The sequence below is a fragment of the Pantoea sp. X-Soil-YNGN-785 genome, from assembly GCF_059730585.1.
Genome location: NZ_AP035942.1, coordinates 650,983 through 672,194, shown reverse-complemented (window position 1 = coordinate 672,194; position 21,212 = coordinate 650,983). Strand labels below are relative to the sequence as shown.

Below are 21,212 nucleotides of genomic sequence, written 5' to 3'. Positions count from 1 at the left end.
CACTTACCCTTTCTGTTTAGCCTGTTTGCCGTTCGGGCTGAAAAAGCCCTCCAGCACCACCAGTGCCGCACCAATACAGATGCCGCAGTCAGCGATATTAAATGTAGCGAAGTGCCAGTTACCGACATAGAAATCGATAAAATCGACCACAAAGCCATGGTATGAGCGATCGAACAGATTACCTATCGCGCCGCCGATAATCAGCGCATACGCGATGTTAGCGATCTTCTGGCTGGCATGATTGCGGTACATCATCACCATCAGTGAGATCACGATAGCCAGTGCGATGCCCGCAAAGAACCAGCGCTGCCAGCCACCTTTGTCTGCAAGGAAACTGAACGCCGCGCCGTAGTTGTGCGCGTAGAACAGATTCAGATAAGGCATCAGCGGCTGGGTTTCATGCAGCATCATGTTGTTCATCACCCACTGCTTACTGGCGAAGTCCACAACAATCACCACCAGCACCAGCCACAGCCAGCGCAATCCGGTTGATAAAATAGGTTTACGCATCAGGCAAATTCACGCTGTTCGCCGTCACCGGCTACGTTAGTGTAACAACGACCACAGACCTCAGCATGCTCAGGATTCTGTCCGACATCGGTAGTGTAATGCCAGCAGCGCTGACATTTCTCGCCTTCCGCCTTGTGCAGCGCGATTTTCAGACCTTTCAGCCCTTCACTCTGCTGTGCTTCGTCGTTCGCCAGGGCGTAATCCGCCACCTGTGCGCCAGAGGTCAGCAGCACAAAGCGCAGTTCATTGCCCAGCGCCTGCAGCTTAGCCGCCAGTTCCGGATCGGCATACAGCGTCACCGTCGCTTCCAGTGCGCCACCGATACGTTTATCCGCACGCGCCTGCTCGATTACCTTGTTCACTTCGCCACGCACTTTCAGCAGCTCAGCCCAGTAGGCGTCATTCAGCGCTTCATCTTCCGCCAGGCCAAACAGACCCTCATACCACTCTTCGGTGAAGACATACTGCGCGCGTTCACCTGGCAGGTAGCCCCAGATCTCATCCGCCGTAAAGGACATGATCGGTGCCATCCAGCGCACCAGCGCTTCGACGATATGCCACAGCGCGGTCTGGCAGCTGCGACGTGCCAGGCCATCACCTTTCGCGGTGTACTGACGATCTTTGATGATGTCGAGATAGAAGCTGCCCATCTCAATTGAGCAGAACTGCATCAGACGCTGGATCACTTCGTGGAAATCGTAGTTCTCATAAGAGGCAACGATATCGGCCTGTGCTGCCTGTGCGCGACCCACTGCCCAGCGATCCACGACGACCATCTCTTCCGGTTTCACCAGATCGGTGGCCGGGTTGAAGCCGCTGAGGTTAGCCAGCAGGAAGCGTGCGGTGTTACGGATACGACGGTAGGCATCGGCAGAGCGCTTGAGGATCTCATCGGAGACCGCCATTTCGCCTGAGTAGTCGGTTGAGGCCACCCACAGACGCAGAATATCAGCGCCCAGCTTGTTCATCACATCCTGCGGCGCAACGGTATTGCCGATCGACTTCGACATCTTACGGCCCTGACCATCCACGGTGAAACCGTGTGTCAGTACCTGACGATAAGGCGCTTTGCCCTTCATCGCCGTGGAGATCATCAGCGAGGACATAAACCAGCCGCGATGCTGATCGGAGCCTTCCAGATAGAGGTCAGGCGCATGTCCGCCAAATTCCGGACGCGCATCCACCACAGAGTAGCTGGTAGAACCGGAGTCGAACCAGACATCCAGCGTATCCGGCACTTTGACGTAATGATCGGCGTCGTCGCCCATCAGTTCGCGCGGGTCGAGATCCCACCAGGCCTGAATGCCTTCCTGCTCAACGCGCTGCGCCACTTTTTCCATCAGCGCCAGCGTGTCCGGGTGCAGCTCTTCACTCTCTTTATGAACGAACAGCGCCATTGGCACGCCCCACGTACGCTGACGGGAGATACACCAGTCAGGACGGTTCGCCACCATCGATTCGATACGCGCCTGGCCCCAGTCAGGGATCCACTGCACGCCTTTGATCTCTTTCAGCGACTGCGCACGCAGTCCTTTCTGATCCATGCTGATGAACCACTGCGGCGTGGCGCGGAAGATGATCGGCGTTTTGTGGCGCCAGCAGTGCGGGTAGCTGTGCAGCAGTTTCTCAACGTGCAGCAGCGCGCCTTTCTCTTTCAGCAGCTCAACGATCATGTCGTTAGCTTTGAAGACGTTAATCCCATCCAGCGTCGGATAGGTGCCTGGCAGGTAGCTGCCATCCGGTCCGACCGGATTCGCCGTTTCGATGCCATATTTCTGACCGATGACGTAGTCATCCGGACCGTGGCCGGGTGCGGTGTGAACTGCACCCGTACCCGCGTCCAGCGTCACGTGATCGCCCAGCACCACCAGCGACTCAATCGCCAGGAACGGGTGCTGGAATTTCAGCAGTTCCAGTGCAGCGCCTTTGCATTCGCCCAGTACCTGCCATTCACTGACACCGGCGCGTTTCATGACGCTCTCAACCAGCTCTTTCGCCAGGATCAGGGCGCGTCCCTCGATCTGGATCAGCTGGTATTCAAATTCAGGATGCAGAGAGATGGCGCGGTTAGCCGGTAATGTCCACGGCGTCGTTGTCCAGATCACCAGTGAGATTGGGCCATTGACCTGTGCTACGCCAAATGCCTGACGCACCGCGTCGGCATCGATAGCGTTGAACATCACATCAATTGACGGTGACGTTTTGTCGTAATACTCGACTTCCGCTTCTGCAAGAGCAGAACGGCAATCCAGGCACCAGTGCACCGGCTTCGCGCCTTTATGCAGGTGGCCGTTGCCGATGATTTTACCCAGCGCACGGATGATGTTAGCTTCGGTGCCGAAATCCATGGTCAGGTAAGGACGATCCCAGTCGCCCAGCACGCCCAGACGGATAAAGTCTGCCTTCTGGCCTTCAACCTGTTCAGCGGCATATTTGCGGCACGCGGCACGGAATTCAGCGGCGCTGACTTTCTCGCCTGGCTTGCCGATCATCTGCTCAACTTTGTGTTCGATTGGCAGACCGTGACAGTCCCAGCCCGGCACATACGGCGAGTCATAACCCGCCATGCCTTTCGACTTGACGATAATGTCTTTCAGAATCTTGTTAACAGAGTGACCAATATGAATGCTGCCGTTCGCATACGGAGGGCCATCATGCAGGATAAAGGTTTTTTTCCCTTTTTTGGCTTCGCGGATAATGCCGTACAGGTTGTCGGCATACCAGCGTTGCAACATTCCCGGTTCGCGTTTGGCCAGATCGCCACGCATCGGGAATCCCGTTTCCGGCAAATTCAGGGTAGATTTATAGTCACTCATCAGATTCTCGATTCCGTTTTTCGCTCAGGTTAAAGCAGCCCAAAGAACTGCCGGGCCGTTACCACATCGTTCGCAATTTGTTCTTTCAACGCCTCCAGTGAGGCAAAGCGCTGCTCGTTTCGTATTTTCTGTTTCAGCACCACATCAATGTGACGACCATAGAGATCCATATTGATGTCGAGCAGGTGAACTTCAAGCTGCTGGCGTAAACCTTTTACGGTCGGACGGGTGCCGATATTGGCAACACCCGGCAGTGGCTCGGGCGTCAGCCCCTGGACCTCCACCGCATAAACTCCTTTCACCGGCGAGACGCTGCGGCGTAAAGGAAGGTTCGCAGTGGGGAAACCCAGCGTGCGTCCCAGTGCATCACCGTGCACGACGCGGCCGGAAATGGTGAAAGGATGACCTAACAGCGACTGCGCCAGCGCTAAATCATCTGCGGCCAGTGCCTGACGCACGGCGGTGCTGCTGATTCGCTTCCCGCCGTCACAGAAGGTTTCGGTGCTCACGACCTCAAAACCATACTCCGCACCGGCTTTCTGTAATAACAGGAAATCCCCCTGGCGACCAGCGCCGAAGCGGAAATCATCGCCTACTGCGAGGTACTTTACGTCCAGCTTGTCGACCAGCAGGTCACTGATAAAACGCTGGGCGGACAGGGCTGCGAAGCGACGGTCAAACCGCACACACAGCACTTTATCGACGCCGGCTTCCGCCATATAGCGCAGTTTTTCACGCAGGCGCGTCAGGCGTGCCGGGGCTTTATCACCGGCAAACAGCTCCAGCGGCTGTGGCTCAAAAACCATGACCACGACCGGCAGATTACGCTTACGTCCCTCTTCACACAGACGGGACATCAGCGCCTGATGCCCGCGGTGTACGCCATCGAAATTACCAATGGTCAGAACGCAGCCGCGATGCTGCTCGTTAAGATTATGAATACCGCGGATAAACTTCATGGCTGGCCCAAACCGGTGGAAATCGGCGGATTATACCCTTGAAAGCGACTCAGGTTAACCCGTCAGCACGCCTTTCATGCTTTAGGTGCTGCATTTCCTGTTGCAGATGCGCATGTTAAGAATTTTGTCGCGAAATACTGTATTCAGCGAGGGGAAGCTGGTAGAATCTTGCGCCATCAAATACGTAACCGAGTGCTGCTCATAGAGCGACGCTTATTTGCACAAATCCATTGACAAAATCAGGTTAGAAGGGCATAGTCCTCGGCCTTTGATTTGTCTCTATAGAACACATTTGGGAGTTGGACCTTGGCTAATATCAAATCAGCTAAGAAACGCGCCGTAACATCTGAGAAACGCCGCAAGCATAACGCTAGCCGCCGCTCAATGATGCGTACCTTCGTTAAGAAAGTATACGCGGCGATCGCTTCAGGCGACAAAGCTGCTGCGCAGAACGCATTCAATGAAATGCAACCACTCGTGGATCGTCAGGCCGCTAAAGGTCTGATCCACAAAAACAAAGCTGCACGTTATAAATCAAACCTGACTGCACAGATCAACAAACTGGCTTAATCGCCCGTTGTTAATCGCTTTGTTGAAAAAGCCGGCTTACGCCGGTTTTTTTTCGTCTGTACTCTGGCGGGGAAAGAGTCCGCTGAAGTCTGCGTGACAGAGACGCTGCACCGCCGGATGCTGAATCATCCGCTCCGCGAAGAGGATGTGATACTCCTCTGACACCGCATCAAGCCGGCCAACTTCATAACTCCCCTCCTGCTGATCCCTGTCCAGCGCTGCTGCTACAAAAAATGCATTCTGCCGCGCACCAAACGCCTTCATCAGGGCCGCATCATCAAACTCACCGAGAATCTCCACCTGCAGCCCCTGGGTCGTAATCCAGTTGAGGATTTTGCGCCCCAGCATCGAGCGGCGACCCGGAATCAGCAGGGGATGCGTCTCAAGGCAGGCCGGAAAAGAGAGATCGGTGATCGGCTGCGCGGACCAGAAGCTGATCGGGCACTCCCCCAGCTTCACCGAAAACAGCCCTTCCTGCTGGGTCGGATCGATGGAGCAGTCAGAGATAATCATATCCAGCTTATGCTGACTGAGCTGCTCCAGCAGCATCTCGTGGGTCGACTCGAAACAGCGCAGGTGAATCTTCTCCCCGGCAGCCACTGCGGTCTCCAGCACCTTACTGACCAGTTGCTTAGAGAGCGCATCTGCCACGCCAACATCCAGAAGCAGATGGGACTCTTTGCGGTAGTTAACGATATCCAGCATCTCCTGACCCAGCATAAACATGCGGTCAGCGTAGCGGAACACCAGTTGCCCCAGTTCTGTCGGCACCAGCCCCCTCCCCTGACGCCGGAACAGCTTGCCCTGCAGGCGCTCTTCAAGCGCCTTAATCTGCCCGGTAATGGTCTGTGGCGTCAGCGAGAGGGCCTCTGCAGCACCCGCAATCGACCTCGCGCGGCAAGCGTGCCAGAAGTAATAGAGGTGATTGTAATTAATGTGCGCCATAGGCTGCCCTACGCCGCACGCTGCTTCAGACGCCAGCCAAGGATCACATAGCCCAGCACCGCCGACAGAATCGAGCCTGACAGAATCCCCAGCTTCGCCAGCGTCATCAGTTCAGCACTGATGTCGCCATAGGCCAGCGAGGCGATAAATATCGACATGGTAAAGCCAATACCGCACAGCACCCCTACCGCCGCAATATCTTTAATGTGCGTATTTTCCGGCAGCCTGGCTATGCGGGTTTTGTCTGCCAGCCAGCAGAACAGCGTGATGCCCAGAGGCTTACCAATCAGCAGCCCGGCGATGATGCCCAGCGGCAGCAGCGAGAAGAGGCTGCCGAACGAAACGCCCGTCAGTGACACACCCGCATTGGCAAAGGCAAACAGTGGCAGGATCACCCAGCGCACCCAGGGATGCAGCGCATGCTCAAGATGAATCGCCGGAGAGTGGCCCTCTTTCTTCGCCAGCGGAATCAGGAAGCCGACCACGACACCCGCCAGCGTCGCATGAACACCCGACTTCAGTACCGCCACCCACAGCACCAGCCCCACCAGCAGATAGAGACCGGTGTTGCGAACGTTAAGCAGGTTCATCAGCGCCAGCACGGCAATGGCAGCGGCGGCAACGCCCAGCGAGGCCATCGAAAGGTGATGCGTGTAGAACAGCGCGATAATTACGATAGCCCCGAGATCGTCGATAATCGCCAGCGCCATCAGGAAGATTTTCAGAGCAGGCGGCACGCGGCTTCCCAGCAGTGCCAGGATGCCCAGCGCAAAGGCAATATCGGTGGCGGTCGGGATCGCCCAGCCGCTACGGGTGGTGGCATCGGCACCGTTAAACAGCAGAAAAATGATCGCCGGGGCGATCATGCCACCCAGCGCCGCAATCAGTGGGAACAGCGCCTGTTCACGTTTAGCCAGCGCACCCATCACCAGTTCGCGTTTGACCTCCAGTCCCACCATCAGGAAAAATAGCGCCATCAGCGCATCGTTAATCCACAGCAGCAGGTCTTTGCTGATATCGAGCGCACCAAAGCGAAATTCCACCGGAATCGCCAGCAGATCGCGATAGCCCTGCTGCGTCGCTCCGCTATTGGCCAGCATCATCGCCAGCGCAGCCGCAATAATCAGCACCACACCGCCGGTAGCGTCGCTTTCCAGTATTTTTTTTAGTCTGATATTCACACGCGTTGTCCTTAATCCAGAGGTCAATCAAAGGCCCTAAGAATAGCGGTAACAACAGCTCGAAAAAAACAGTTTATTTGGCGGTAATCATTCGGAAATAGCGAATTGAGAAGTGCACGCAAAAAAAAAGCCAGCTGCAGGCGCTGGCTTTCAGAGTGGATGAACTTAACGGGTTAAGTCATCGAAGAACTTTTTCACGCCGTCGAAGAAGCTCTTGGAGCGCGGGCTGTTATGCTCGCCGCTTGGGCCGCCAAAACTCTCTTCCAGTTCACGCAACAGCGTTTTCTGTTTCTCATTCAGGCTGACCGGTGTTTCCACCACGACACGGCATAACAAGTCGCCGACTGCGCCGCCACGTACCGATTTGACGCCACGTCCACGCATGCGGAACAGCTTGCCGGTCTGGGTTTCTGACGGCACTTTCAGCTTCACGCGACCATCCAGTGTCGGCACTTCAATCTCGCCGCCCAGCGCCGCCATCGCAAAGTTGATCGGCACTTCGCAGTAGAGATTGTTCTCTTCACGCTCGAAGATCGGGTGTTTCTTCACCGATACCTGAACGTAAAGATCGCCGGCTGGTGCGCCCTGCTCGCCCGCTTCGCCTTCGCCACTCAGACGAATGCGATCGCCGGTGTCGACCCCTGCCGGGATTTTCACTGACAGCGTTTTCGATTTCTCGACGCGGCCGTGACCATGACAGGCGTTGCACGGGTCTTTAATCACCGAGCCGCGACCATGACAGGTCGGACAGGCCTGCTGGACAGTGAAGAAGCCCTGGCGCATCTGCACCTGGCCTGCACCGTGACAGGTTGAACAGGTTTGTGGCTGCGTTCCCGCTTTCGCACCGCTGCCGTGGCAGACATCACACTCTTCCAGGGTTGGAATGCGGATCTCTTTGGTCACGCCGCGTACCGCTTCTTCCAGCGACAGCTCCATGTTGTAGCGTAAATCGGCGCCACGGGAGGCGCGCTGACGGCGTCCACCACCAAAGATGTCACCGAATACGTCGCCAAAGATATCGCTGAAGTCTGCACCGCCGCCACCAAAGCCGCCGCCGCCGAATCCACCGCCACCCATGCCGCCCTGTTCAAAGGCTGCATGACCATACTGATCGTAGGCCGCACGCTTCTGCGCATCGGTCAGGATTTCGTAGGCTTCCTTGACCTCTTTGAATTTAGCTTCGGCTTCTTTGTCACCGGGATTGCGGTCCGGGTGGAATTTCATTGCCAGGCGTTTGTAAGCCTTTTTGATTTCACGCTCGTCCGCGGATTTGGCGACGCCTAAAATCTCGTAGTAATCACTCTTCGCCATGTTTTTTTAGCCCTTAACATGATCGCACGGGCGTGGAGAGATCTCCTACGCCCGTGCTGGTTTCAACGGCTGTCAGGCCAACCGTCGCGCCCGGTCAGGGGCAATTATTTCTTGTTGTCTTTCACTTCTTCGAATTCAGCATCGACAACGTCGTCATCTTTCTTCGCTGACGCGTCACCGGCATCTGCTGCACCCGCCTGAGACTGCTGTGCTGCTTCCATCAGTTTGCCGGATACTTCCATCAGCGCCTGCATTTTGGCGTCGATTTCCGCTTTGTCTTCGCCTTTCAGCGCAGTTTCCAGCGCGGCCAGAGCGGCTTCGATTGGCGCTTTGTCATCAGCTGACAGTTTGTCGCCTGCTTCGTCCAGCTGCTTACGCGTGCTGTGGGCAATCTGGTCACCCTGGTTACGCGTCTGTACCAGCTCTTCGAACTTACGGTCAGATTCAGCATTCGCTTCTGCATCACGCACCATTTTCTGGATCTCTTCATCGCTCAGACCTGAAGAGGCTTTGATGGTGATCTTCTGCTCTTTACCGCTGTTCTTGTCTTTCGCCGATACATGCAGGATACCATCCGCATCGATGTCGAAGGTGACTTCGATCTGTGGCATACCGCGTGGCGCATTCTGGATACCGTCGAGGTTGAACTGGCCCAGTGACTTGTTGTCATTGGCGCGCTTACGCTCACCCTGCAGCACATGAATGGTCACGGCTGACTGGTTATCTTCAGCCGTCGAGAAGACCTGGCTGTGCTTGGTTGGGATAGTGGTGTTCTTGCTGATCAGCGAAGTCATCACGCCACCCATGGTTTCGATACCCAGTGACAGCGGGGTAACGTCCAGCAGCAGCACGTCTTTCACGTCGCCACCCAGTACACCACCCTGAACCGCAGCACCAACGGCAACGGCTTCGTCCGGGTTCACGTCTTTACGCGGCTCTTTACCGAAGAATTCGGTCACTTTCGCCTGAACCAGTGGCATACGGGTCTGACCACCCACCAGAATAACGTCGTTGATGTCTGATACAGACAAGCCTGCATCCTGCAGCGCAACTTTCAGTGGCGCGATTGAGCGTGCAACCAGATCTTCAACCAGTGACTCCAGTTTAGAGCGGGTCACTTTGATGTTCAGGTGCTTAGGACCAGTCGCATCTGCCGTGATGTATGGCAGGTTAACGTCGGTCTGCTGTGCAGAAGAAAGTTCGATTTTCGCTTTCTCTGCCGCTTCTTTCAGACGCTGCATCGCCAGTGGATCGTTGTGCAGATCGATGCCCTGGTCTTTTTTGAATTCAGCAACCAGATAATTAATAAGGCGGCTGTCGAAGTCTTCACCACCCAGGTGGGTATCACCGTTGGTTGCCAGAACTTCAAAGGTTTTTTCGCCGTCAACTTCGTCGATCTCGATGATTGAGATATCGAAGGTACCGCCACCCAGGTCATAAACCGCGATGGTGCGGTTGCCCTGACCTTTGTCCAGACCGTATGCCAGTGCAGCAGCAGTCGGTTCGTTAATGATACGTTTGACTTCCAGACCCGCGATACGGCCGGCATCTTTGGTCGCCTGACGCTGCGCATCGTTGAAGTAGGCCGGTACGGTAATAACCGCTTCGGTCACTGGCTCACCGAGGTAATCTTCGGCGGTCTTTTTCATTTTCTTCAGCACTTCAGCAGAGATCTGCGGTGGTGCCATTCTCTGACCTTTCACTTCCAGCCAGGCGTCGCCGTTGTCAGCGCCGGTGATTTTGTATGGCATGATTTTAATATCACGCTGCACTTCTTCGTCCTGGAAACGACGACCGATCAGACGCTTGATTGCGAACAGGGTATTCTGCGGGTTGGTCACTGCCTGACGTTTAGCCGGTTGACCAACCAGAATTTCGCCATCCTGTGTATACGCAATAATTGAAGGCGTGGTGCGATCGCCCTCGGCATTTTCCAGCACACGTGCTTTAGTGCCATCCATGATCGCAACACAAGAGTTGGTTGTACCCAGGTCAATACCAATAATCTTACCCATCTAAACATCTCCCACTTAAATTCGTTGCCAATTTGGGTTGTGAACCTTTTATGTGGGCGGGTTGTTTGCATTCAACCTGCCAGCACATGCTTTTTTTCCAACGTTCACAACGCTCGATGACAAGTAGATGGGGCCGCTTCGATGCGCATCAAGGGCTAAACCAAAAAAAATTTTTCTACCTCTGGCCCTGCCGGGATCAAAGAACACGATTAACCCACTGAATATGATGCGTCGCCTTGCTCCTTTCTGTGAGCAGGCTGAAGTCCTTTTATTTCATTAACGATCATCTTACTGCCGGGGAACTATGGCAAATTCAACGCTGGCTAATCCTGCCCCGCTGGGCTTAATGGGATTTGGCATGACAACCATTTTGCTAAACCTGCACAACGCGGGTCTGTTTGACATGGACGTGGCAATTTTAGCGATGGGAATTTTTTATGGCGGGATCGCGCAGGTGCTGGCCGGTCTGCTGGAATTTAAAAAGAACAACACCTTTGGGCTGACCGCCTTTACCTCTTACGGCATGTTCTGGTTAAGCTTTGTGGCGATCCTGCTGTTACCGCAGATGGGTCTGGCGAAAGCGCCTGACGAACGCTTCCTGGGTGCATGGCTGGTACTGTGGGGCATCTTCACGCTGTTTATGTTTATCGGCACGCTGAAAGGTACGCGGATGCTGCAGTTTGTCTTCGGCTCCCTCACCCTGCTGTTTCTGCTGCTGGCCGTGGCTCACCTTATGCACCAGCCTTCGCTGGTCGTGTCTGCGGGTTGGGTCGGAATCATCTGTGGTGCCAGCGCCTGCTATCTGGCAATGGGTGAAGTGCTGAACGAAACCTTTGGCCGCACTCTTCTGCCGATTGGCGCAAAGGCACTTTAAGCCTGCTTCACGCCTGAAAAAAACGCGGAGCCTGGCTCCGCGTTTCCCTGTTACAACGTCTTAACGCCCTGCTGCAGGTCCGGCTCATGGCTGACATCACGCCGCAACCAGATACCGGTCAGCAATCCCACCAGCGCCAGTGCCATCACATACCAGCACGGCCCCATCACGGAGACATTCATCAGCAGCGACACAAAGATCGGGGTCAGCCCGCCAAAGATGGCATAGGAAAGGTTGTAGGAAAACGAGAGGCCGGTAAAACGCACCTCTGCCGGGAAGGCACGCACCATCACAAAGGGCACGACGCCGACAATACCGACGCTCAGGCCCGCCACGCCATAGAGCAGAAAGAGTTGCTGCGGATAGAGGGCAGTCAGGTGATAGAACTGCCAGCTACAGAGTGCCAGCAGCAGGCTGCCGATACATAACGTACGACTGGCACCAAAACGATCGACAGCGAGTCCGGCAACAATGCAGCCGATGCAGAGCATCACGGTAGCGATACTGTTGGCCTGCAGGGTCAGCGCGGGCGCGATGCCCAGCTGCTTCTGCAGCCAGACCGGCGACATCAGGATCACGACCACAATGCAGGCGGAGAGCAGCCAGGTCAGCAGCATGGAGATGACAATCGACTTTTTATGCTCCGCCAGCACGGTCTTCAGCGGCAGCGTTTCAGCCAGCGCTTTACGCTGCTGCATCTCAACAAAGACCGGCGTCTCATGCAGCCAGCGCCGCAGGTACATGGCGATCAGACCAAACACGCCACCGAGGAAGAATGGAATACGCCAGCCGCCGTCATGAATCGCCTGCTGCGACATCGAGGTATTAATCAGCGTCGCCACCAGCGAGCCCAGTAAAATGCCGATGGTCAGCCCGGCCGTCAGCGTGCCACAGGCGATGCCGATACGTTTGTATGGCACGTGCTCAGCGACAAACACCCATGCACCTGGCACTTCTCCGCCAATCGCCGCGCCCTGCAGCATCCGCATCAGCAGCATCAGCAGTGGCGCAGCAATGCCAATCGTCTGCCAGGTGGGTAAAGCGCCCATCATCAGGGTTGGCAGCGCCATCAGCAGAATACTCAGGCTGAACATCTTTTTGCGCCCGAGTTTGTCGCCAAAATGCGCCATCACGATGCCACCCAGCGGGCGTGCCAGATAGCCTGCGGCAAAAATGGCAAACGTCTGCAGCTGACGCAGCCATTCCGGGATATCGGAGGGGAAGAAGAGCTCGCCAATCACGGTGGCGAAGAAGACAAAGATGATGAAGTCGTAAAATTCCAGCGCGCCGCCCAGCGCGGCCAGCGCCAGGGTTTTGTAATCCTTACCGGTCAGACGCTGCGTGTGAGTCGGATTCATAATAGTCCAGAGGCAAAAGAGACAAGGTTGTAAAGATACCCTTACTATATCGTCAATCTTTTGCCACACCAGCCGAACTGTAGCTTATGCCTGAAATGCGGGATATTTAGTTATTTATCTTACGGATGGCGCTTTTAGGCCGAAATGCTGCTACCACGTCAGGATGCGTTTCAACATAAGGTCCTTCCAGCAACTGTAAACAATAAGGTACAGAAGCAAAGATACCGTGAACTTTTACCTTGCCCTGCTCATCTTTCAGCCCTTCCAGTGTCTCTTTGATCGACTTCGGCTGACCGGGCAGATTGAGGATAAGCGACTGTTTGCGGATTACCCCAACCTGACGCGACAGAATCGCGGTCGGCACGAACTGCAGGCTGATCTGACGCATCTGCTCACCAAAGCCGGGCATTTCCCGATCGGCCACGGCCAAGGTGGCATCGGGCGTGACATCGCGTCGGGCCGGACCGGTGCCGCCGGTAGTTAACACCAGATGGCAAAAGCGTTCATCGACCAGCTCGCAAATGGCGTGCTCAATCATCGGCTGCTCGTCGGGCACCAGCCGGGACTCAATCTCAAACGGGCTGCTGATTGCGCTGCTAAGCCAGCTCTCCAGCGCGGGGATCCCCTGATCCTGATAGATGCCGTTCGCGGCGCGATCGGAGACCGAGATCAGGCCAATGCGTAATGTATTCATGATGAGCTTCGCTGTGATTTACCGCGGTGCGGTGGAGTAAAAGGGGAATAGCAGAGAGGATAATATAAAGTGAAAGGGTCGGAAAAGAGAAAACCGTGGCAGCCTGCGCCGCCACGGTCAGCAGATTACAGCAGTTCTGCCAGCATCTTCTCAAGTTTGCCCTGATCAACGGCAAAGTTGCGGATACCTTCTGCCAGCTTAGCCACCGCCATTGGATCCTGGTTGTGCTGCCACAGGAACTCAGACTCGGTCATGCGGGCCGGACGCGCTTTCACTTCACCGCTGTAGCTCAGTTTACGCTCCAGGGTCCCTTCGCTCTCTGCCAGCTCTTTCAGCAGCGCAGGCGAAATGGTCAGACGGTCACAGCCAGCCAGCTCGATGATTTCACCAACGTTACGGAAGCTGGCGCCCATCACCACGGTTTCATAGCCGTGCTGCTTGTAGTAGTTGTAGATTTCAGAAACAGAAACCACGCCTGGATCTTCGTGCGCGGCATACTCTTTCTTGTCAGTGTTGGCTTTGTACCAGTCGAGGATACGGCCAACAAACGGAGAGATCAGGAACACGCCCGCTTCGGCACAGGCACGCGCCTGAGCAAACGAGAACAGCAGGGTCAGGTTACAGTTGATACCCTCTTTTTCCAGCTGCTCTGCAGCGCGGATGCCCTGCCAGGTAGAGGCCAGTTTGATCAGGATGCGGTCATTGCTGATACCGGCATCGTTGTAGAGTTTGATCAGGCTGCGGGCTTTCGCGATGCTGCCTTCAGTGTCGTAAGAGAGACGCGCATCGACTTCAGTCGAGATACGGCCTGGAATCAGTTTCAGAATTTCCAGACCAATGTTCACGGCCAGCTTGTCAGAAACCAGCTGCAGCTGCTCTTCTTTGTTGCTGCTCTGCTCACGCGCCCAGCCGATCGCTTCATCGATCAGTTTACGGTATTCAGGGATTTGTGCGGCGTTAAGAATCAGAGAAGGGTTGGTGGTAGCGTCCTGCGGCTGATACAGCTTCATAGCTGCGATATCACCGGTGTCGGCGACGACGGTGGTGAGCTGACGCAGGGAGGTAAGTTTGTCCGTCATGTTCTTTTCTCTTAGTTAACTGTCAGTGTGAAAAAAGGCTGTTGGGATAATATCACGCGCCAACGGTGGCGCAAGGTCAGGGAATGCCGTTTACGATAGCGCGAACAAATAGGTGTGATTCGTCATTCTTTGCGGCTTTTTTGGTACACTGCAGAGCCTGATAAGCAGCCAATGCCCTGTTAAACCAGGCATTAACCGAGGAAGCAACAATGTTGATGGTGATCTCTCCTGCCAAGACGCTCGATTATGAAAGCCCGCTGGCGACCACGCGTTTCACCCAGCCTGCGCTGTTAGAAAAATCACAACAGCTGATTGAGATTGCGCGCGAGCTGTCACCCGCCAGCATCGCCTCGTTAATGGGTATCAGCGACAAACTGGCACACCTCAATGCCGAACGGTTTAACAGCTGGCAACCCGATTTTTCCCCACAGAATGCCCGTCAGGCCATCCTGGCGTTCAAAGGTGATGTCTACACGGGTCTGCAGGCCGAAACCTTCAGCGATGAGGATTTCAGCTTTGCTCAGCAGCACCTGCGCATGCTTTCAGGCCTGTATGGCGTGCTGCGTCCGCTCGATCTCATGCAGCCTTACCGGCTGGAGATGGGGATTCGCCTGGCCAATCCGGCGGGCAAAGATCTCTACACCTTCTGGGGCGATCTCATCACTGAAACGCTGAATGCCGCGCTGACGGAACAGGGTGATGAGGTACTGATCAACCTCGCCTCAGACGAATATTTCAGAGCAGTTAAGCCGAAGACGCTGAAGGCACAAATGATTAAGCCGGTATTCCTCGACGAGAAGAATGGCAGCTACAAAGTGATTAGCTTCTATGCCAAAAAGGCGCGTGGATTGATGAGTCGCTATGTGATTCAGCAGCGCCTGACAAAGCCGGAGCAGCTTAAGGCGTTTGATCTGGATGGCTATCGTTTTGATGCGGCCAGCAGCAGCGAAAGCGAACTGGTCTTTAAGCGCGCGGAGCAGTAATATCCCGCGCGCGTAGTGTACTCTCTGCAAATGGGCTTCCCGCCACCTGGAAGCCATTCACAGCACTACTTCAGCAGGAACGCACGCAGTGAGCCGAAGTCCGCCTTCATCTCGTGCGACAGCAGCGGCAGATCGGCACGCTCCGCTAACTCTGGCGGTAGCGTCAGTGTCTGTTCAAGGATCGCTTCCACGCTTTCGCGGAATTTCGCAGGGTGCGCGGTACCCAGGAACACACCATATTCCCCTTCCTGCAGCTGATCGCGCAGCAGACGCCAGGCGATGGCAGCATGTGGTTCGGAAACATAGCCAATCTCAGCCAGTTCACGCATTGCGGCGCGCGTGGTCTCATCAGAGACCGCACCACAGGCGAGATCGGTTAAGCGCCAGGTTTTACGGCGGAACAGCTCTTCCACACGCGGCCAGTTGTTTGGCTGGCTGACGTCCATCGCATTCGACAGCGTAGAGACCGTCAGATTAGGCTGCCATTCGCCGTTGCCAAGGAAGCGCGGCACCGTGTCATTGGCGTTGGTGGCGGCAATAAAGCGCTTGATCGGCAGGCCCAGCGATTTCGCCAGCAGACCGGCGGTCAAATCACCAAAGTTGCCGCTCGGCACGGAGACCACCAGCTGATTACGTTTTTCCTGCGGCAGCTGCGCGACCGCTTCAAAGTAGTAGCAGATCTGCGCCAGCAGGCGGCTGATGTTGATAGAGTTCGCCGAGTTCAGACCAATCGTCTTTTTCAGCTCGTCATCATCAAACGCCTGTTTCACAAGCGACTGACAGGCATCGAAATCGCCGTCGATAGCGATGGTTTCGATGTTGCCGCCCAGGGTACAGAAGAGTTTCTCCTGCAGCGGACTGATTTTGCCCTGCGGATAGAGGATCACCACGCGCACGTTCTTCATGCCGTAGAACGCGTGCGCCACAGCCGCGCCGGTATCACCGGAGGTGGCGGTCAGAATGGTGATCTGCTCATCTGAGCCTGAAACATACGACAGCATCTGCGCCATAAAACGGCCGCCGAAGTCTTTAAACGCCAGCGTCGGACCGTGGAACAGCTCCAGACAGGCAATATCTTCGCTGACGGCTTTCACCGGGGCCGGAAAAGCAAAAGCGGCTTTAACACGCTCATGCAGATGATGGGCCGGAATCTCATCGCCAATGAAAGCCGAGAGAATTTTGCTGCTGCGGCTGACAAAATCCATCTCCAGCATCGCGTCGATGTCAGTCAGTTCAAACTCTGGCAGTTCCAGCGGAAAGAACAGACCCTGCTGCGATCCCAGACCCTGTTTCACCGCCTGGGCGAAGCTGACCTGCTCGTTGTGATCCTTAAGATTGTAGAGTTTCATGCGTTATCCCAATTGTCGTGCGCCAGCCGTGTCGAGACGGCAGATATGGACGAAGCCTTCATCATTCTGCAGATAGTGCTGGCTCAGCCAGTCAGCCATCCGCTGTGCCGTTTCCATCTGATTGCAAACGGCGAAAAGTGTCGGACCAGAGCCGGAGATACCGCACGCCAGTGCGCCAATCTCTTTCGCGGCCTGCCGCGCCTCGGCGAAGCCTGGCAGCAGCCGGGTCCGGTAGGGTTCGGCAATCACATCCTGCATAAGTTTAGCTGCCAGCTGCGGCTGACGCGTATGGCAGGCGTGAATGAAGCCGGCCAGCAGGCGGCCATGCTTAATACAGTCCTCTTTGCGGTACTGTGCCGGTAAAATGGCGCGCGCTTCGGCAGTCGACACTTTAATGCCCGGATAGGCCATCACCCACAGCCAGTCGTCAAAGCCCGGCACCGCCTGGCTGATGATGTCATTTTCCTGCAGCATCAGCTGAATGCCGCCGAGGAAGCAGGGAGCGACATTATCATAATGTACGCTGCCGGAGATCCGCCCTTCCAGCTCACCCATCAGCGTCAGTAGCGTGCTGTCGCTGAGTGGCTTGCCGCAGAACTCATTCATTGCCATCAGACCGGCCACTACCGAGCAGGCGCTGGAGCCCAGACCGGAGCCGATGGGCATATTCTTCTCCAGGGTCATCGCCACCGGGATCTCTTTGCCAATCGCCTCGCAGAAACGCTGCCAGCACTGATAAACGATATTCTCTTTAGGATCGGCGGGCAGTTTACTGACAAAACGTCCGGCGTTGGTCAGTGAAAACTGCTCTGCCGCTTCAACGGAGACGCAGTCACCCAGCAGGGAGCCATCTACCGGCGAAACCGCCGCGCCCAGCACATCGAACCCGACGCTGACGTTACCAATCGAGGCCGGTGCGTAAATTTTTACCATGATTAAACTCCCAACTTCCATGACAGCGTGCGCAGCAGATCGGCAAAGACACCGGCCGCTGTGACATCATTTCCTGCACCGTATCCGCGCAGCACCAGCGGAATCGGCTGATAGTAGCGGCTGTAAAACGCCAGCGCGTTCTCGCCATTTTTCACTTTATAGAGCGGATCGTTGCCGTCAACGGCGTCGACCTTCACTTTGCAGACACCGCCCTCTTCAATCACGCCCACGTAGCGCAGGACTTTGCCCTCATTCTGCGCCTGTGCAACGCGGTCGGCAAAGGCGTTATCCAGCTCAGGCAGACGCTGCATAAACTGCTCCACATCCTGAATATCGACCAGGCTGGCGGGCAGCAGCGGCTCAATCTCAATATCACTCAGCTCCAGCTGATGGCCTGCTTCGCGTGCCAGAATCAGCAGCTTACGCGCCACATCAGTGCCAGCGAGATCGTCACGTGGATCGGGCTCGGTAAAGCCCATCTCACGCGCCATGTTCGTTGCCTGCGACAGCGAAACCCCTTCATCCAGCTTGCCGAAGATGAACGACAGCGATCCCGAAAGGATACCGGAGAAGCGCAGCAGTTCATCACCCGCGTTCATCAGGTTCTGCAGGTTTTCGATCACCGGCAGCCCGGCCCCGACGTTGGTATCATAAAGGAATTTACGACGCGATTTGGCGGCGGCGGCGCGCATCTGCTGATAGTAATTCCAGGAGGAGGTGTTGGCCTTTTTGTTCGGCGTCACCACGTGGAAGCCCTCGCTGAGGAAATCCGCGTACTGATCGGCAACGGCCTGGCTGGAGGTACAATCCACAATGACCGGATTAAGCAGGTGATACTCTTTCACCAGACGGGTCAGGCGTCCGAGATTGAACGGCTCTTTCGCTTCGGCGAGTGCCGCCTGCCAGTTGCTTAAATCGATACCGTGGACGTTTGTTAACAGCGCATGCGAGTTCGCAATGCCGCAGACCCGCAGGTCAATATGCTTCTGCTTCAGCCACGCCTGCTGGCGATGTAACTGATCCAGCAGCGCACCGCCGACACCGCCGACACCGACCACAAACACTTCGATCACCTGATCGGTGGCGAACAGCATCTGATGCACCACGCGCACGCCGGTGATCACTTCGTCATTATTTACCACCACCGAGATGGAGCGCTCAGAGGAGCCCTGTGCAATCGCCACGATATTGATATTGGCGCGTGCCAGCGCCGAGAAGAATTTCGCTGAGATGCCACGCAGGGTACGCATGCCATCGCCCACCACTGAAATCACCGCCAGGTTTTCGATGATATCCAGCGGATCCAGCAGGCCATCTTTCAGCTCAAGATAGAACTCTTCTTCCAGCACGTGACGCGCCCGCGCCAGCTCGCTCTGCGGCACGCAGAAACTGATGCTGTATTCGGAAGAGGATTGAGTGATCAGCACCACCGAGATGCCGGTGCGCGACATCGCCGCAAAGACTCTGGCCGCCATTCCAACCATCCCTTTCATGCCGGGACCGGAGACGTTGACCATCGCCATGTTATTCAGGTTGGTGATGCCTTTAACCGGGCTCTCATCCTGTTCGCCTTCGGCACCAATCAGCGTGCCGGGCGCCTGCGGATTGGCGGTGTTTTTGATCAGGCACGGGATCTGGAACTGGGCGATAGGCGCGATGGTGCGGGGATGCAGCACTTTGGCACCGAAATAGGAGAGCTCCATCGCCTCCTGATAGGACATTGACTTCAGCAGGCGTGCATCCGGCACCTGACGCGGATCGCAGGTATAGACGCCATCCACATCGGTCCAGATTTCACAGCAGTCGGCGCGCAGACAGGCGGCCAGTACAGCCGCTGAATAATCTGAGCCATTGCGGCCCAGCACTACCAGCTCGCCGCGCTCGTTACCGGCGGTAAAGCCAGCCATCAGGATCATGTTCTGCGGCGGGATTTGGCTCGCTTCAATACGGCGGGTTGACTCAGGGATATCGACCGTGGATTCGAGGTAGTGGCCGACCGCCAGCAATTTCTCGACCGGATCAATCACGCTCACCTCATGACCGCGCGCCTGCAGCAGCGCTTCCATGATTGCAATCGAGAGTTTTTCACCACGACAGATAATCGCTGCGTTGACGCTGTCCGGGCACTGGCCCAGCAGGCTGATGCCGTGCAGTACCTGCTTCAGCTGCGCAAACTCCAGATCTACACGGGTTTTCAGTCGATCGAACTCAAAGCCCGGCTGCGCGGCTGCGAGCCCCTGCAGCAGCTCGCTGAAGATGCGTTCGGCGTCGCTGATATTCGGCAAAGCGTCCTGACCACTGATGGTTTTTTCAATCATCGCCACCAGATGGTTGGTGATCTTCGCAGGTGCAGAGAGCACGGTTGCAACCTGTCCTTGTTGCGCATTGCTTTCCAGAATATCAGCGACGCGAAGGAAACGCTCCGCATTCGCTACCGAGGTCCCGCCGAATTTCAGCACTCGCATAATATTAACTCTCCTGAATTTAAGCCGAAAAAAAAGCCCGCACTGTTTAGGTGCGGGCTTGTTTTCTGTTTTTCCTGTATGCGTCAGCCCGCACCGTTACCTGAGGTAATGGTGGTGGTAATAATTGTGGTGTTCAGGCTGATTTTACGCATTTAGATTTATTTTCTGTCTGTTTTTGTCTGTCCGTCTTGCTTCCAGAAGTAAAGCAAAGCGCACATTAAGTCAACCCGATTTGTCCGGCGGACAGTTTTCCACCACTGCGCACAGCCTCCGGTCAAACCGTAAAACGCTGCTCGATCGTTTGTAATGCAGACATTCCCTGCGATCTGTTGCTGTAAAATCAGCTTTTTGCCGAGGATTTATCTGTGAGTTTTTTTTCAATATCGTGCAGCAGACGATGCAGCATCGCGCTATCACGCTGTTCCAGCAGACCCACCCGCTGATCGATCCAGTCTGAGAGTTTCTCATCATCACTGACGTCGAGTTGCGCCAGCAGCTGATGGAAACGCTGACGCAATGCCTGCAGCTGCTGCCCGTCGGCGGCGGACGCGACCGGCGCTTCGACCTGATTCAGTTTCGACAGCTGATAGCAGTAAACCATCACTGCCTGACCGAGATTCAGTGAGGGATAGTCATTTGCCATCGGGATGCCGGTGAGCAGATCGACCTGCTCCAGCTCCTCGTTGGTCAGCCCGCTATCTTCGCGGCCAAACACCAGCGCCATGCTGTTGACCCACTGACGCTTTTCCAGCAGTTGCGTTTCAACCTGTTCGGGTGTGGCGTAGTAACGGAACTTTGCCCGGCTGCGCGCCGTCGTCGCGACCGAAAAATCGATATCCGCTAATGCCTCGGCAAGAGTAGCAAAGGTCTGAACATTATCGAGGATCTCACCCGCGCCATGGGCTACCCGGCGCGCTGCCGGATCCTGCCAGGCGTCGCTGGCAACGATGCGCAGCTGGCTGAATCCCATGGTTTTCATGGCACGCGCCGCAGCGCCGATATTTTCTGGCCGCGCGGGCGAGACGAGAATCAGGGGAAAAAGCATATTTATTCCATTGGTCCATTTACATAACGCCATATTAACATGGCTATTAATGATTCAGTTGTCAGAAGGTAATAAGAAAATCGGATGTTAACAATGTTAAAACCAGTGAAAAGTGATGTCCTGAA

Annotated in this window: 18 protein-coding genes and 1 other annotated feature; of the genes, 3 read left to right on the top strand and 15 right to left on the bottom strand. The window is 55.6% G+C overall.

What is annotated here, in order from left to right:
• Positions 1-3 precede the first annotated feature (3 nt).
• The 3 genes from lspA to ribF are packed head-to-tail and all read right to left on the bottom strand — an operon-like array spanning position 4 to position 4,285.
• Positions 4-510 (bottom strand): signal peptidase II, encoded by a 507-nt coding sequence (gene lspA, locus AC6I8E_RS02975; protein WP_061061572.1) that lies wholly within the window; start codon positions 508-510, stop codon positions 4-6.
• Positions 510-3,326: an isoleucine--tRNA ligase gene (ileS, locus tag AC6I8E_RS02970; RefSeq protein ID WP_497824410.1), complete on the bottom strand. Its 2,817-nt coding sequence runs from the start codon at positions 3,324-3,326 to the stop codon at positions 510-512. Before ileS ends, lspA begins: the two co-directional genes overlap by 1 nt.
• A gap of 29 nt (positions 3,327-3,355) precedes the next feature.
• Positions 3,356-4,285, bottom strand: coding sequence for a bifunctional riboflavin kinase/FAD synthetase (gene ribF, locus AC6I8E_RS02965; protein WP_013356724.1), 930 nt, complete (start codon positions 4,283-4,285; stop codon positions 3,356-3,358).
• Between the two features lie 306 nt (positions 4,286-4,591).
• Between ribF and rpsT the strand changes: the two genes are divergently transcribed.
• The gene (gene rpsT, locus AC6I8E_RS02960; protein ID WP_008925553.1) at positions 4,592-4,855 is read left to right on the top strand and encodes a 30S ribosomal protein S20; all 264 of its coding nucleotides are present in this window, start codon (positions 4,592-4,594) and stop codon (positions 4,853-4,855) included.
• 36 nt (positions 4,856-4,891) lie between these two features.
• Here the strand turns inward: rpsT and nhaR are convergent, their stop codons facing one another.
• The 4 genes from nhaR to dnaK form a co-directional block, all read right to left on the bottom strand.
• A complete protein-coding gene (gene nhaR / locus AC6I8E_RS02955) occupies positions 4,892-5,800 on the bottom strand; it encodes a transcriptional activator NhaR (protein WP_497824409.1) in 909 nt (302 codons plus the stop codon).
• Positions 5,801-5,808: 8 nt separating this feature from the next.
• Positions 5,809-6,981: a Na+/H+ antiporter NhaA gene (gene nhaA, locus AC6I8E_RS02950; RefSeq protein WP_095706219.1), complete on the bottom strand. Its 1,173-nt coding sequence runs from the start codon at positions 6,979-6,981 to the stop codon at positions 5,809-5,811.
• Positions 6,982-7,146: 165 nt separating this feature from the next.
• On the bottom strand, positions 7,147-8,292 hold the full coding sequence (gene dnaJ, locus AC6I8E_RS02945; RefSeq protein ID WP_003854835.1) for a molecular chaperone DnaJ: 1,146 nt from the start codon (positions 8,290-8,292) through the stop codon (positions 7,147-7,149).
• A gap of 104 nt (positions 8,293-8,396) precedes the next feature.
• The gene (gene dnaK / locus AC6I8E_RS02940) at positions 8,397-10,307 is read right to left on the bottom strand and encodes a molecular chaperone DnaK (protein ID WP_013356720.1); all 1,911 of its coding nucleotides are present in this window, start codon (positions 10,305-10,307) and stop codon (positions 8,397-8,399) included.
• A gap of 304 nt (positions 10,308-10,611) precedes the next feature.
• On the opposite strand from dnaK, the gene satP reads away from it, so the two are divergent.
• A complete protein-coding gene (gene satP, locus AC6I8E_RS02935) occupies positions 10,612-11,181 on the top strand; it encodes an acetate uptake transporter (RefSeq protein ID WP_497824408.1) in 570 nt (189 codons plus the stop codon).
• Between the two features lie 50 nt (positions 11,182-11,231).
• Here the strand turns inward: satP and AC6I8E_RS02930 are convergent, their stop codons facing one another.
• From AC6I8E_RS02930 to tal, 3 genes are all read right to left on the bottom strand, one after another.
• On the bottom strand, positions 11,232-12,539 hold the full coding sequence (locus AC6I8E_RS02930; protein WP_095706221.1) for an MFS transporter: 1,308 nt from the start codon (positions 12,537-12,539) through the stop codon (positions 11,232-11,234).
• A gap of 106 nt (positions 12,540-12,645) precedes the next feature.
• Positions 12,646-13,233 (bottom strand): molybdopterin adenylyltransferase, encoded by a 588-nt coding sequence (gene mog / locus AC6I8E_RS02925; RefSeq protein WP_497824407.1) that lies wholly within the window; start codon positions 13,231-13,233, stop codon positions 12,646-12,648.
• Positions 13,234-13,358: 125 nt separating this feature from the next.
• The gene (gene tal, locus AC6I8E_RS02920) at positions 13,359-14,312 is read right to left on the bottom strand and encodes a transaldolase (RefSeq protein WP_013356716.1); all 954 of its coding nucleotides are present in this window, start codon (positions 14,310-14,312) and stop codon (positions 13,359-13,361) included.
• Between the two features lie 209 nt (positions 14,313-14,521).
• Here tal and yaaA point away from each other — a divergent pair, with 209 nt between their 5' ends.
• Positions 14,522-15,295: a peroxide stress protein YaaA gene (gene yaaA, locus AC6I8E_RS02915; protein WP_201252313.1), complete on the top strand. Its 774-nt coding sequence runs from the start codon at positions 14,522-14,524 to the stop codon at positions 15,293-15,295.
• Between the two features lie 65 nt (positions 15,296-15,360).
• Here yaaA and thrC read toward each other — a convergent pair whose 3' ends face one another.
• The 5 genes from thrC to AC6I8E_RS02890 all read right to left on the bottom strand — a co-directional run bounded on the left by thrC (position 15,361) and on the right by AC6I8E_RS02890 (position 21,087).
• Positions 15,361-16,644, bottom strand: a complete 1,284-nt coding sequence (gene thrC / locus AC6I8E_RS02910; protein ID WP_497824406.1) for a threonine synthase — start codon at positions 16,642-16,644, stop codon at positions 15,361-15,363.
• Between the two features lie 3 nt (positions 16,645-16,647).
• Entirely contained in the window at positions 16,648-17,577 is a 930-nt protein-coding gene (gene thrB, locus AC6I8E_RS02905; protein ID WP_013356712.1) for a homoserine kinase, read from the bottom strand.
• 2 nt (positions 17,578-17,579) lie between these two features.
• The gene (gene thrA, locus AC6I8E_RS02900; RefSeq protein ID WP_013356711.1) at positions 17,580-20,042 is read right to left on the bottom strand and encodes a bifunctional aspartate kinase/homoserine dehydrogenase I; all 2,463 of its coding nucleotides are present in this window, start codon (positions 20,040-20,042) and stop codon (positions 17,580-17,582) included.
• A gap of 26 nt (positions 20,043-20,068) precedes the next feature.
• Positions 20,069-20,187 (bottom strand) — a sequence feature (Thr leader region).
• Positions 20,126-20,194, bottom strand: a complete 69-nt coding sequence (gene thrL, locus AC6I8E_RS02895; RefSeq protein WP_071822204.1) for a thr operon leader peptide — start codon at positions 20,192-20,194, stop codon at positions 20,126-20,128. It overlaps the preceding feature by 62 nt.
• A gap of 188 nt (positions 20,195-20,382) precedes the next feature.
• Complete coding sequence (locus AC6I8E_RS02890; RefSeq protein ID WP_033781810.1) at positions 20,383-21,087, bottom strand: tRNA/rRNA methyltransferase; 705 nt, start codon at positions 21,085-21,087, stop codon at positions 20,383-20,385.
• Positions 21,088-21,212 lie beyond the last annotated feature (125 nt).